Raw genomic sequence first — 13,324 nt, forward strand, 5'->3', positions numbered from 1 at the left:
ATAATTTAACTTATTTACTACTTGCTTACTCCGGAAAGTGACAGAAGAGGGATAAAGCTAGCGCTGCGATTTCTTCGGGCTTGACGATTTTCCCTAAAGGAATTGCTTTTAAAGATTCTGCCTTAACTTCTTCCACACTCACACCCTGACTCTGAGCATTTTGCTGTGCTAAACTTTCTGCACGTTCAGTTGCTGTCAAACCTGGTGAAATGGCGTTAATACGAATATTGTGTTGAGCTAACTCTTTAGAAATCCCCCGCGTAAAATTTAACAGCGCAGCATTCGTTGTACCACCAGGGAGAAAACTAGGACGGGGTGTGCGTCCTGCACCGCCAATAATATTCACAATCCGCCCATCACGCCGACTTTGCAGATGGGGCAAAATGGCTCTTACCAGGCGAATGTAGCCCAATAATTTTAAGTTCCAAGCATCCAAAAATGCATCATCACCAAGGTCAATAAATGCTCCTGCGCGGGCTGAACCAGCGTTATTAATGACGATATCAATCTGACCTAATTGTTCTAGTGCGGTGGAAACAACTTTCTCTACACCCTCCGCTTGACTGAGATCGGCACTGATAGAGATGATTGTAGCACCACTACTAGGAAGTGATTCGATAGTGCTGACTGCTTGCTCTAATCTTTCGGGATTCCGGGCGGCGATCGCCACATTCACACCTTCACTATAGAGGGCTTTGGCAATAGCTAGTCCAATTCCGGCACTACCACCGGTAACAATTGCCGTTTTACCTGATAGTTGTAGATCTAAACTCATACTGACCTCCCGGGAGTGTGGAAACCGTGCGCTTTCAAGCCACGGAGGAAACACGACACGGTTGATTTATCAACCGTCAAAGTCTTCAAACTAGGCATATGAGTAACCGTCCTTTTTGTGAATGTGTTTGCAATGCTTGTACGAAATACCTTGAACTAATCCGTTTTTGGTTGAAATATTAAAACTGCCTGTTGCACGAGTTGCAATTCTTCCAACATATTGACCAATCTTTTTCCCAGAAGTAACAACAGCTTTTACAATGTCTCCAGTCTGAAAACCAAAATGGAATTTAGTTCTTGAGCAATGACAACTAGGGAAACCATATTTGTCAGTACGGCATAATTGATGGGTTCCGTGCCCGTTTGCTGCGATCAGCAAGGGTTTTACATTCTTGACATTGAGAATTGGCGTAGATTTCCCAACACATTGTGCGCCAGGGTCTATTTTATTCTAAGTGGGTAAACAGGTGCGCGAGGACGTGATTCTTTAAGTATTAGCGTAAAAGGAAAGCGTCTAAATATCGCTGCTTTCTTGTTCCTTAAAAGCTGCCTTGCTGTTGCTGCGTGAATTGAATCTAGTGGTCGTTTATCTGAATCTATTACAAAAACTTTGGACATTTTATGTCCCTCCTTTCGACTACGCTCAAGGCAAGCCTTTCGGGTAATGTGAGCTTTGACAATGTTCAGAATCGGTACTATCCAAAAGACACTTCCTTAACCCATACAGATGTTTAATCTTTTGGTTCTAGAGCTACAAACTAGCTACGCATTTGTAGGTAGGAACTTTAACGCTTGTTCTGAACGTAGTGCGCTAACCACTTAGTCTGGTAAGCTAGGGCTTCAACGTTTGCTGAAGCCCCCAAATTCAATTTGGGGGTTGCTTACAGCAATTTACACACAAAAACGTAATTTAGTTGTGATGTCTTCAATTCCTGACGTGCAGTACAGCCTTACCTGGAAAGTGTCTATCAAGTAGTTTTTGTGCTACATCAGCTATTTGTGTCCAATCAGCTTCTAAATCGATGTGCGGACGCAATTGTGCTGATTCTACTAAATTTGCCAGCCGTTTCAACCCAACTGCTGCCGATTCTCGTTGTAGTTCATGAAACAAGATAAAGCCGTATAAACTTGCACCACCAGTACCATAGAAGCGTTGAGCGTTGAATGTCACTTCATTTCCCCCTGAGGTGCCAAACAGAACGATCGCCCCATCCTGTGCTAACAAACCGAGGGCTGTTCCCAGGACATTCCCACCCACAGACTCCAAAATCAAATGATATGGACCGTACTCACTGACTGTTGAAACATCTTCACCAATGACAACAGAATGCGCCCCAGCATCTTTGACAAAAGCTTCGTATTCTGGACGGCGAATGTGTGCGACAACTTGCGCCCCACTCAACCGCGCTAACTGGATGGCAAAGTTACCAACACCACCGGATGCACCTGTAATTAAGACTGGACGATTTAGAAGCGAACCACCTTTGAGTAAAGCATGGTAAGCCGTTAAACCTGCTACAGGTAATGTAGCAGCTTGGCCAAAGGATACTGAGGGTGGTAATTCCGCTAGAGAGTGGGTGGGTACAGACACCAATTCTCCCCAAGCACCAGAACGAAGAAAACCAACTACCCGCGTTCCTTGAGTTGGTCCGGAATTATCAGCCGCAGGGGTTTCAACTGTTCCCGCTAAGTCCCAACCAGGTCGCCAAAGCGCTTCAGCAGTAGTGGAACGTCTGATTTCACCACGGTTGAGAGAAATTGCTGCTACCCGAATCACCGCCTCATTAGCAGCAGGTGTCGGTGCATCAACCTCACGCAGTGCCAAACGTCCTGATACATTGGGATCGACAACAACGGCACGTATTTTACTCATGTTGAAAATCTCCTGAATGAGTTTGAAAGTTATCAGATGTAGTTTCTTGAGAAAGAATAGTAATAATTTCGCTAAAGTTACGTGTGTCTTTACGTTCTTCTGGTGTTTCCTTCCCCAATGAGGTTTCTTTCACCAAGTCGTAAATATCGGCTGCTCCTTGGAAAGTCCGCTCAGTCAAACCCAACGCTTGAAAGGTTTCGGCAATCTCTTCCATTTCCCCCACCCAGCGATGAGCTTTAGGTGTCATGGAGGGAATGGAACGGGTTAGTATATTAGCTAGTTCCTGTTGGCTATTAGACAATTCATCCCACAGCTGCTGATCCAAGTTTAAGCGATGAGCCGCAATCAGTAATTGTGTGCCGATCGCTGTCAGTCCTTTCGTTAAAGCTGCATAGCACATCTTCAACCCGGAAGCTTGACCAATTTCATCACCAATTACTCGCACATCTAAGCCATAATTTTGCAACTGTTGAAATTCACTAGCTTGTTTTCCAGAAGCATAAATTCGGGTGCGATTGGGAACTCGTGGTGGCGGACCAATAATTGATGCATCCACGAATTGTCCCCCGGCTGATTCGATGATTTGGGCAACACTTTTCACTTTCTGGGGTGAAATAGCATTACAGTCAATATACAATACGCTTTTGCCAACGTTGCCTATTGTCTCGGCTACTTGCTTTGCCGCTTCTTCTGCTGCTGCGGGAACTAGAACTGACAATATCACATCGGATGCAATAACCAGTTGTTTGAGAGAACCCACATCCTGGATGTTTGCTGCTTTTGCCAATGTGATCGTGCGATCGCTTCGTCCGTCCAAAGCAGCCACTGTACTCAATCCGTGTTGATTGAGTACGGAGGCGATCGCCTGCCCCATGTCACCCGGACTTAAAATACCAACAGTTTGAATCTGCATGAAAAGCTTTACTTAATTTTCAGCTTATAACTAACAAACTAATTTAAGTTTAAGTGATTGAGTTCTCTTTTAAAGTACACTATTCTGATAGTATAACCGGATTTAACAATTTCAAACAATATAGGACTCCTATTTGATTTTTGAACGACACGTAGGGTGGGCAGTGCTTAGCAAAACCTGGATGTTGTCAGCAAAATACGAAAAGCACTGCCCACCCTACAATACTTAAGATTTTTCATAAATCATTTAGGATTGCTATATCACAGCAAACCTTAAGTAAGTGGGTGAGCTACTTAACAGTGATGCGCGAAAACAAGATCCCCGACTTCTAGTGACAAGTCGGGGATCTCAACTAAGGTTGGCAACTCGATTTACAATTATTCATGATATGAATTTAATAGTTAGATTATCTAACTATTCTATTAACCCGATAGCGACTTGATGACAGGTCATTTCCAGCAAAAGCGATAAGCCTTTGGCTTATTGCTCCGCTTATCGCATAACTCAAGAGAATAATGAAACAGACAACGCGCCGTAAATTTATTGCAACAGCTACAATAGCAACAGGTTTTGCCCTAGCAGTGCAACCCGTTTCTGCCAAAGTCATCACCACCGATAGCAAGGGATTAGTCGCGGGTGCGGTGAAAATTCCCGTTCAAGATGGCGAAATTCCGGCTTACAGAGCGATGCCTGCAAAAGGTGGAAATTTCCCGATTGTCCTAGTAATTCAGGAAATATTTGGTGTACACGAACACATTCAGGATATCTGCCGTCGCTTTGCTAAATTAGGGTATGTGGCAGTTGCCCCCGAATTGTTTGTGCGTCAAGGCGATGTCTCGAAGTTAAGCAATATAGAAGAAATTCGCCCGATAGTAGCTAAAGTACCAGATGCTCAAGTGTTATCCGACCTTGATGCCACAGTAGACTGGACTGTGAAATCATCAAAGGGCAATAGCAATAAGTTGGGAATTACAGGCTTCTGCTGGGGTGGTCGTATTACCTGGCTGTATGCGGCACACAATCCTCAAGTTAAGGCAGGTGTCGCTTGGTATGGGAAACTGGTAGGTGATGTAACCCAATTAACACCCAAGCATCCTATTGATATTGCCTCTACGTTGAAAGTCCCCATTCTCGGACTTTATGGTGGCAAGGATACAGGTATTCCCCTAGATACCGTGGAACAGATGCGCGATCGCCTCAAGTCAGGCAGCAGCAAATCGGAAATTATTGTTTACCCAGATGCACCCCATGCCTTTTTTGCCGATTATCGCCCCTCCTACCGTGAGAAAGAAGCTAAAGAAGGCTGGCAGCGCCTCCAAGCCTGGTTTAAGCAGAATGGAGTGTAAAGTGAGGGATTGCTGACTAGACCTCTTGCATGAATCATGAAAGGAGAGACAATTCATTGTTGAGAAGTCCAGCTATCAGATTCAATCGTAGACCGAATCGCTTTCTGCGATTACAGTAGCGCTGTTGTATAATTCAGAAAATCTTTAACCGACGATTGATATGTTCTCCAACAATTCTCAAACGTGCTAGTTATTTATCATTGGTGAGTTTCAAAGTACGACGGAACTCACTTGGTGTTGTGCCTGTCCAACGTTTAAATGCCCGATAGAAAGCACTAGCTTCCGAAAAACCCAAGAGAAATGCCACTTCAGACACAGCCATGTGTTGTTCTTGAAGATAATGAATTGAGAGCGATCGCCGCATCTCGTCGAGAAGTTCTTGATAAGAACTACCAGCTTCCTTAAGCTTGCGCTGGAGGGTGCGGGGAACAAATCCTAAGCGTTTGGCGATCACCTCAACTCCCAAATTCCCTCCGCGTAGTTCTATACTGATTTCCCGACGAACGCTGTCGATAAAACTTTCTGAATGAGGCAACTTCGCCAGTAAATCCTCAATATAGCGATCTAGCACTCTTCCAAGTCCAGGATATGATTTCAAGAGCGGTGAAGAGAGAAAAGTAGAATCAAAAGCAATTTCATTAACGGGCTGCCCAAACTTTAGGGGAGCGCGAAATAATCGATGATAGGCAGAAATATCCTCAGGTAAGCTGTACTGAAACCCCACTTTGAGGGGCACAAAATCTACTCCTGTTATTCTCCGAATCAGCAAGAAGATACCTGCTACAACCCAATCACAGTTAGCACGGTATGGAGAGATAGGGAAACTTGGGACGGTATGAGTTAGGCGTGCAACCTTCCCTTTAACCTCAAAAGTCATCTCTGCCTCTTCGTGCAGAACTCTTACTGAGCGAACAATACGCCGCATTGCCTCATTCAAATTAGGACTACTCTCAACGGCATAACCTACCACATCCCAGCAACTAGGCTGTGCGAACTCCGCCATCCTTAGACCAATGCTAGGATTGCCAGAACAACGAACTAATTCTACCCAAAGGGCAATGAACTTTTCATGGGAAATGTACACATCAGCATCTTTTAAGATTTCTGGGTAAAGCCCGATGGCAGCCAACATTTGTTCCGCCTCTAAGTCTGAGTCAGCAGCAAGGGCGGCACTTAAAATGCCCTGCACTAGTTTAATTGAGACAGCGTGCAATCCCATCCTTTCCGAACCGCCTGCGTTAGTACTCTCACTGACATTTTAGGTCAATCTTTTGTCGTTTATAGTCATTGTATTCAGCCTTTCTCTGGAAGTAGGTTAAAGGAACAATCTAAACGATCTGGTCAATGCAGACTCTTTCAAAATCATTAAAGTGAAAAGGACGAAGTGGCGTTATGATTACCTATAAGACTGTTCGCAACATATTCAAGTATTTAGAAAGCGACACGCCCGAAAAATTTTTTGACTCTGTTGCAGATGATGTGAAATGGACTGTGTTGGGTACACAACCCCTTGCAGGCAATTATAAATCGAAAACTGCGTTCCAGCAAGCGACCTTCTCACGGCTTAATCCTTTGTTCAGCGGGGGTTTGAAATTGTTCACACGCGATGTCTTCGTTGATGGAGACACTGCGATCGTAGAACTTTACACCCAAGCGACTGCCAAGAGTGGTGTTCAGTTCAATAACGAATACTGTTGGATCTGCCAATTCCGCGATGAGCAGATTGTCGAAGTCCGTGCTTACTTAGACTCAGCCTTGGTCACTAAGGTCATCGAAGCAGGAACAACCGACGTTAGATGACATCGCAAGTCGATTAAATCATTGGAGAATTGCGTGAACAGACTCACGATCACCATCTCCAATATTTCAAGGAAAACGCCACCAAAATCCACATTGGTGAACCATTCGAGAACGCAGAGGGCGGCAGCATTTGCGACGCTGATGATCGTCAACGTCGCAAATGCTGCTGAGGCGCGTACTTTCATCGACAACGAACCGTTTCACAAAGCTGGGGTGTTTGAGTTGGTGCGCGTGCGTCGCTGGCGACAGATGCAGCCAGAAGTGGTTCCTGGGGTAAACGGAAGTACTGCTCAGGAAGCACGACTTCAGTTAAAGGAGTTACGACTGAAAGAATTGATTGTATGACCGTGAATGTAGTAACGAGTCGCAACAATAGTTTATGCTCCCAGCATAAAGCGTTCCACCGTTAACCCTTCTAGGAGTTACGCACTGTACAAATTAACCATAATATGAATGACGCAAAATGGAGGTTTCAGGCGCTGAGTACAACCCTGACTTGGTTGGATACGCTTCTTTCATGTCGGCAGGCATCTGACTCAACGGGAGTTTCCTCAAACCGACCAAACGTGCCAAAGTCGGAATTTTCGGTCATATTGTTGGTACTTCGCTTAGCGTAAAGAAGGTAGGACTTACGCATCGTACATAAGTACTACACGCAATATGGGTATTTCAGCTATGTTGAGCAGCTAGCGATTGCGCTGCGCGCAGACACCAGAGGCGTATCGCAACAGAGCAAGTAAATTAGGGTTATACGAAGCGCCTGAAACTACCCAATCTCGTACTACATATTATGGTTAATTTGTACAGTGCGTAAGTCCTAGATGTTTGCCGAAATTGATGACAAAAGCTTTGGCAGCGGCTTCGATGCCGCCTTCTCGCCGGACGCCGAAGACGAATTCGGCGTGGGGCATCTCCATGGGTTGGAGCAGATCAAGACGCACTTGAAAAAATTCGACTCCAAGATGGATACTAAACACGAAGTGCTCGAATTTTGGGATGGCGGTGCCACGAAGCTGGCACGAGGCCGGGTTATCATGACCGCGCACGAGACCCCCCACAAAACGAGCATCCCCGTTTTTGTCCATATCCTTGAGATGTCCAAGGATGACCCCCAAAAAATCCAGCTGTTCTACGGAGCCGTTGGACCGATGCAACTCTGAGCCCTGCGATTACTTGCCGTTCAACTTCAACCATACGGAACAACGTTTATGCCTGACACAGAAGACACCAAAACCATCATGGACCGACGCGAGGCCGAAGGCTTAGCGGGCGCGAACATGCTCGGCCTACTGGATGAACTAGAGCATGTGAGTCATCCTCTGAGCCGTTTTCTCTTGGAGGATGGTTTCGGCAGCCTGTTTGCCGACTCCATCATGGAATACCGCAACTGGGCGCTGATCACCTTGGCAAGCCTGATCGCGTTTGGTGACACCGGCGACCAGTTGCAGGTTTACCTCAAAGCCGCCGTTCAGCACGGGGCCACCGACGACGAAATCTTGTCGGTCGTCAACCATGCCTGTTTGTACGCCGGCGCACCTCGCGCCGTGAACGCCGCTCGCCATCTCGCGGGGTTTTTCACGGGCGAACGCCAGCAACGCCTGCCCGGCGTAGTCGAGAAGACCATTCGCATCGGTGATTACGAGAGCGCGGTGTGGGACAACGGCGGCGAAGGCACCCCCATCGTGCTGATCCACGCGCTTGACATGGACCACCGCTTCTGGCGGGTCGTGTACCCGAGTTTGGCTCGTCTCGGCCGGGTGATCGCCTACGATCTGCGTGGACACGGCAGGGGAAGAGGCGCGCCAGCGACGACTTCTCTCGATCAGCTCGCCGACGATACGCGCACGTTGCTGGATCTGCTGAACATCAAAAAGGCGGATGTGTACGGAGCTTCGTACGGCGGTGCCGTCGCGCAGTATTTCGCCCTGAACCATCCCGAACGCCTCCGCTCGCTCGCCTTGCTCGCCACTGCGGGCAAATCCCCGCGCGAAGCCCTCGAAGGACGGGCGGTCAACGCCGAGCAGCACGGGATGCAAGCGCAGCTTGCCGAATCACTCATCCGCTGGTTCTTGCCGGCGACCATCGCCAACAACACCTGGGAAGTGCGCTACGCCCGCCAGTGCGTCGAGCGCGCGCGGGTCGAGGATTGGGCGGCGGCCTGGCGTGCGATGGCACGTCGAGACGTGCTTGACCGTTTGAAGGAAATCAAGGTTCCCACGCTGGTTTTATCCGGCAAGCAAGACTTTTCATCCACGCCGGCGATGATGGAGGACACCGCGCGCCGACTGCCGGACGCCGAGTACAAACTTATCGATCCAGGAACCCATATGATGGTCATGGAGCAACCCGAACCGGTGGCAGCGGCGCTCGTTGCTTTCCGGCAATCGCTCTCGGCTATCCAATGCCGCTAATTGAATTTGTCTTCGAGACCACACGCACTATTACGCAAAGGAGTACACAATGACTGACTTAGGATCAGTGCAGTACCACAGCTTAATCTCAGGGTAAGCATCTTCAGAATAGTCTGCTAAACAGGAACTTCAGAAATCGCTAACCCTAATTTTTATTCCCTCGATTAGGCAATACTTATGGTTGACTTCAAACTTGCTCCAGAGACCACCTCGCTTGTCCTCATCGATCTACAGCTTGGAACGCTCAGAGGACAACTTGCTCCCTATTCAGCAAATGATGTTGTGAAGCGATGCGCCAGTCTTGCTGCTTCCTTTCGCGCACAGAGAGCTTTGGTCGCTTACCTTCGAGTGGATCTTCAAGATATGCTGCATCTCCCAACTGATCGTTCGACCGGTGATCCAAATGCGCCAATACTGCCAGCCAGTGCCTCTGAGCTAGTGCCAGAATGTGGTTACCAGGAGAGTGACTTGCTGATCACAAAGCGGCAATGGGGCGCCTTTTACGGAACTGAACTGGATCAGCAGCTTCGGCGGCACGGCATCAAGACGATCGTCCTAGGAGGCGTTGCTACGAATGCTGGAGTCGAATCTACTGCACGAGCAGCTTTTGATATGGGGTATGAAGTTGTCTTTGCTGAAGATGCGATGAGCAGCTTTACTACCGAGATGCACCGCTTTGCAGTGCAGCACATCTTCGGCTTGATGGGTCGTGTTCGTCAGTCGAGCGAGATTGTGGAGGCGCTTGTGGAATGAGTCCTCAGAATGTTAGGCTAGATTAAAGGGATTCCTACGGAGAGCTACGCTTAACGCAGATTTGCAAGCAACTCTCTCTACTTTTTTCTCAACAGGCTTTTAAGCCTATCACTTTTTGCAACATAACCTATCTCGTTACTGCGGTTGAGCTACTGCTGGGTGGGCGCATATGTTGAAGTGCATTTTAAGTTGCGGCTTAACGGAACTATCTAGTCAATGCGATTCTTTTAAAGGCATTACTCTTAACCCTTTTTTATCACTTTCTGAGGATAAGAATCTAGAATCCTTACAACATATGACTTTTATCAAAAATCTTGATTTCAGGCATTCTGTTAGAAAATAAACGCTTAAATGCTCGCTCTATCTACAGTTGAAAAATTGGCTATTATTTTTCTTTTCCCAGAGTGACTAAAAAGGGTTAAAAAAGTCACAAAACAAGCGACTCTTGTACGGCTGAATACTCTATTCGACGGCGGCTTAAAGTTGTTCACGAGCAAGGTTTATGGGAAGGAGGTGAGTCAGGATGTCCACTATGCTTTCTGATGCGATTTATCACCATTCTTCTCCGGAGAACCTAACTATTTTCAAGTTTGAACTATCAATTCAAGGACAAACAATAATATGATTAACCAGGCGACCCAAAATGACGTACAGCCTTCTTCGACGAGCAAGGGGGCTACCCAAGCTTTGGCGATATGGGTTGCGCAAACTACCTACGATCAACTGCCAGACAAGGCAATTTCGCGGTTGCGCGATTTTTTCCTAGATTGGACTGGCATCGCGGCCTTTGCCAGCGGCCACGCGGAAAGCAGCGCCGATATCAGGGTTGCCGTCAAGCGCCTGGACCCCGAAGTCGGTCCCGCCACCGTCGTCGGTGAGAAACGCGGTTTTTCGTGGCTTTATGCCGCTCTGCTCAACGGCTGTCATGCACACTCGCTTGACTTCGACGACACCAACAGGATTCAGCATGGTCACCCTAGCGCACCGGTCTTCGCAGCCTTGTTTGCCGACAGCGAGCGGCTGGACACAAGCGGCCGAGTTTTTTTTGAAGCGGCGGCGGTCGGTTATGAGATTGCCTGCCGCGTTGGTGCTGCCCTAGGACCAGGATGCTGGAAGCGCGGGTTTCACATGACCTCGGTTGCCGGGATCTTCGGCGCAGTGGCGGCCGTCGCCAAGATCCGCAAGTTTGATAGCCACACCATTGAAAATGCCTGGGGATTGGCACTCAGCAAGGCCGCAGGTTCGATGCAGTACCTGGAGAATGGCGCTTTCAACAAGCGCCTGCACCCTGGCTTCGCTGCTCATGATGCGCTGCAATGTGCGGCGCTGGCGGAAGCCGGACTTAAAGGGGCATCCTCTGCTTTTGAAGGAGAGCGCGGTCTGCTGGTAGCGTACACCGAGGAGCCGCGCCCAGCCTTCCTGCTGGATCGCCTCGGCGAAAACTGGCTCCTGCTGGACACGGCGATCAAGCCCTATCCCTCGTGCCGTCTGACGCACGGGTCGATTGATGCCGCGATCAAGCTCAGAGACTCCGTGCCCGTAGAGGACCGCGCCAAGGCAAATCTGACCGTCGAAATCTCCTCTACTGCCTACGACATCGTCGGCGAAACCTCCCCGGACAAGATTACCCCCAAGAACACAGTAGACGCGCAATTCAGCGTTTACTTCCAGGTTGCCGCCGCCTTCCTGGATGGGCAAGTCAACTGGAAGTCTTACGACCGGATCACCGCGCCCGATCTCGTTCAACTCACCAAGCGCGTCACCGTCAAAAAGAACGACGACGTGCCCGACGGCGGCGGAATCGTGACCGTCGAGGTTGATGGCAAGAAGGACACCGAGAGGGTTAACGTTCCGCTCGGCGAGCCGGAGAACTGGATCGGTGCTGCCAAGCTGCGCGAGAAGTTCATGCTGTTGTCCAGTCAAACCTACGGCAATGAGCTCGCCGCGCGGATCGCGGATCGCATCATGGCTTTCGACGCGGAAGACTCTGTGCGCAGCATCATCAAGCTCCTGCCGCTCCAGAGCGGTGAGTGAATGGTTCTCAAGAGCGCCCCATTTCTGACCCGCACACCGGTATTGTCAACTTGAGCCAGAAGCATTCTTAAATTCTTTGGGTTAAGTGATAATACCCCTGAAAGCCTTGTGAAACAGTTCAAAAAAATGTCCGAACTATTGAAAGGAGTACACAATGACTGACTTGACATCTGAACAAGCAACGCTCCGTTGCGTCATTATGCGCGGAGGAACTAGCAAGGGACTCTATTTTCACGAACACGATCTCCCGAGCCCAGGTCCCAAACGCGACAAGCTTCTGCAGCGGGTAATGGGATCGCCGGACGTTCTACAGATCGACGGCTTAGGAGGTTCGCGACCGATCACGTCCAAAGTTGCCATAATTTCCAAATCTCAGCGTGAGGATGCTGATATCAACTACACATTTGCACAAGTCGAGATCGAACGCAATCTTGTCGTATACACTGGCAACTGTGGAAATATCTCGTCCGGAGTCGGTCCTTTCGCGATCGATGAAGGTCTCATTAACGTCGAGGAAGATAATACGCGCGTCCGAATTTACAACACAAACACTGAGAGAATCATCATTGCCGACGTTCCTGTCAAGAACGGCAAAGCCAAGGTTGAAGGCAGTTTCGCTGTTCCTGGAGTGCCGGGAACGGGCGCTGAGATCGCCATGAACTGGATGAACACCGTTGGAGCTAAGACGGGACATCTCCTGCCGACGGGAAAGCCGAGAGACGAAATCACGCTCGAAGACGGTAAAAGCATCAACGCTACCTTATGTGACGCAGCGAACCCATGTGTATGGGTTTTGGCTTCCGACTTCGGTATTGATGGCAGTGAACTTGTCGATCAAATCAATGATAACACTAAATTGATCGATATGGTTCGGGAGGTGCGAGGCAAGGCTGGAGTCCTGTTCGGCTTCTGCAAGGAGTGGAAACGGGTGGACGAAGAGTCGCCGGGGTTGCCAATGGTTGGTCTGGTGTCTCCATCTAAGGACTATAAGACCCTAAGTGGCATGGAGATAGCTGAGAAAGACATGGATCTTAGGGTGCGCCTCATCTTCATGAACCGCCTCCATGAGAGTATCGCTGGGACTGCTTCGGTGTGTTTAGCAGCAGCTTCGTGCGTTAAAGATTCCGTTGTCCAAAAGGTAGTGAGCCGAACAGGAGATGTGTTGAGGATTGGACATCCTTCAGGTATCACTCCTACCAAGGTAAAGGCTCACCCAATGAACGAAGCGCCCTTCGTAAAGTTTGAGTATTTGGGTTTTAGCCGAACGGCACGGCGGCTTATGGATTGCACAGCCTACTATCCGCAGAGTACGCTTGAAAACTTTGATGATCGCGTGAACCGGGGAGAGACGGACACACTGCCTGCCGTCATTCACGAATAGAACGCTTAACCCTATCTCGGCGGATACCCCACTTGGCGC

13 protein-coding genes and 2 pseudogenes are annotated in these 13,324 nt (G+C 48.7%); 8 read left to right on the forward strand and 7 right to left on the reverse strand.

Annotation, left to right across the window (positions count from 1 at the left end; translation table 11 throughout):
• Positions 1-25: 25 nt before the first annotated feature.
• The 5 genes and pseudogenes from AC5JM2_RS11290 to AC5JM2_RS11310 form a co-directional block, all read right to left on the reverse strand.
• A complete protein-coding gene (locus AC5JM2_RS11290) occupies positions 26-775 on the reverse strand; it encodes an SDR family NAD(P)-dependent oxidoreductase (RefSeq protein WP_495834971.1) in 750 nt (249 codons plus the stop codon).
• A gap of 90 nt (positions 776-865) precedes the next feature.
• A pseudogene (locus tag AC5JM2_RS11295) lies at positions 866-1,207 on the reverse strand (RNA-guided endonuclease IscB); the annotation flags it as partial.
• A gap of 8 nt (positions 1,208-1,215) precedes the next feature.
• Positions 1,216-1,392 (reverse strand): RRXRR domain-containing protein, encoded by a 177-nt coding sequence (locus AC5JM2_RS11300; RefSeq protein WP_495834972.1) that lies wholly within the window; start codon positions 1,390-1,392, stop codon positions 1,216-1,218.
• A gap of 307 nt (positions 1,393-1,699) precedes the next feature.
• Entirely contained in the window at positions 1,700-2,647 is a 948-nt protein-coding gene (locus AC5JM2_RS11305; RefSeq protein WP_495834973.1) for a zinc-binding dehydrogenase, read from the reverse strand.
• Positions 2,640-3,560: an NAD(P)-dependent oxidoreductase gene (locus AC5JM2_RS11310; RefSeq protein ID WP_495834974.1), complete on the reverse strand. Its 921-nt coding sequence runs from the start codon at positions 3,558-3,560 to the stop codon at positions 2,640-2,642. Before AC5JM2_RS11310 ends, AC5JM2_RS11305 begins: the two co-directional genes overlap by 8 nt.
• Before the next feature lie 515 nt (positions 3,561-4,075).
• On the opposite strand from AC5JM2_RS11310, the gene AC5JM2_RS11315 reads away from it, so the two are divergent.
• Complete coding sequence (locus AC5JM2_RS11315) at positions 4,076-4,906, forward strand: dienelactone hydrolase family protein (protein WP_495834975.1); 831 nt, start codon at positions 4,076-4,078, stop codon at positions 4,904-4,906.
• 34 nt (positions 4,907-4,940) lie between these two features.
• On the opposite strand, the pseudogene AC5JM2_RS11320 reads toward AC5JM2_RS11315, so the two are convergent.
• Both AC5JM2_RS11320 and AC5JM2_RS11325 read right to left on the reverse strand, forming a co-directional pair.
• A pseudogene (locus AC5JM2_RS11320) lies at positions 4,941-5,084 on the reverse strand (IS5/IS1182 family transposase); the annotation flags it as partial.
• Positions 5,085-5,096: 12 nt separating this feature from the next.
• Positions 5,097-6,095 (reverse strand): AraC family transcriptional regulator, encoded by a 999-nt coding sequence (locus AC5JM2_RS11325; RefSeq protein WP_495834976.1) that lies wholly within the window; start codon positions 6,093-6,095, stop codon positions 5,097-5,099.
• 203 nt (positions 6,096-6,298) lie between these two features.
• Here AC5JM2_RS11325 and AC5JM2_RS11330 point away from each other — a divergent pair, with 203 nt between their 5' ends.
• From AC5JM2_RS11330 to AC5JM2_RS11360, 7 genes are all read left to right on the forward strand, one after another.
• On the forward strand, positions 6,299-6,706 hold the full coding sequence (locus AC5JM2_RS11330; RefSeq protein WP_495834977.1) for a nuclear transport factor 2 family protein: 408 nt from the start codon (positions 6,299-6,301) through the stop codon (positions 6,704-6,706).
• A 33-nt stretch (positions 6,707-6,739) separates the two neighbouring features.
• Positions 6,740-7,051, forward strand: coding sequence for a YciI family protein (locus AC5JM2_RS11335; RefSeq protein ID WP_495834978.1), 312 nt, complete (start codon positions 6,740-6,742; stop codon positions 7,049-7,051).
• A gap of 476 nt (positions 7,052-7,527) precedes the next feature.
• The gene (locus AC5JM2_RS11340) at positions 7,528-7,866 is read left to right on the forward strand and encodes a nuclear transport factor 2 family protein (RefSeq protein WP_495834979.1); all 339 of its coding nucleotides are present in this window, start codon (positions 7,528-7,530) and stop codon (positions 7,864-7,866) included.
• Positions 7,867-7,914: 48 nt separating this feature from the next.
• The gene (locus tag AC5JM2_RS11345; protein ID WP_495834980.1) at positions 7,915-9,117 is read left to right on the forward strand and encodes an alpha/beta hydrolase; all 1,203 of its coding nucleotides are present in this window, start codon (positions 7,915-7,917) and stop codon (positions 9,115-9,117) included.
• Between the two features lie 177 nt (positions 9,118-9,294).
• Positions 9,295-9,870 carry an isochorismatase family protein gene (locus AC5JM2_RS11350; RefSeq protein ID WP_495834981.1) on the forward strand — a complete coding sequence of 192 codons (576 nt, stop codon included), beginning with the start codon at positions 9,295-9,297 and terminating at the stop codon, positions 9,868-9,870.
• Positions 9,871-10,491: 621 nt separating this feature from the next.
• Positions 10,492-11,904: an MmgE/PrpD family protein gene (locus tag AC5JM2_RS11355; RefSeq protein ID WP_495834982.1), complete on the forward strand. Its 1,413-nt coding sequence runs from the start codon at positions 10,492-10,494 to the stop codon at positions 11,902-11,904.
• A gap of 154 nt (positions 11,905-12,058) precedes the next feature.
• The gene (locus tag AC5JM2_RS11360; RefSeq protein WP_495834983.1) at positions 12,059-13,285 is read left to right on the forward strand and encodes a 2-methylaconitate cis-trans isomerase PrpF family protein; all 1,227 of its coding nucleotides are present in this window, start codon (positions 12,059-12,061) and stop codon (positions 13,283-13,285) included.
• Positions 13,286-13,324 lie beyond the last annotated feature (39 nt).

This window comes from Brasilonema angustatum, from assembly GCF_059505445.1.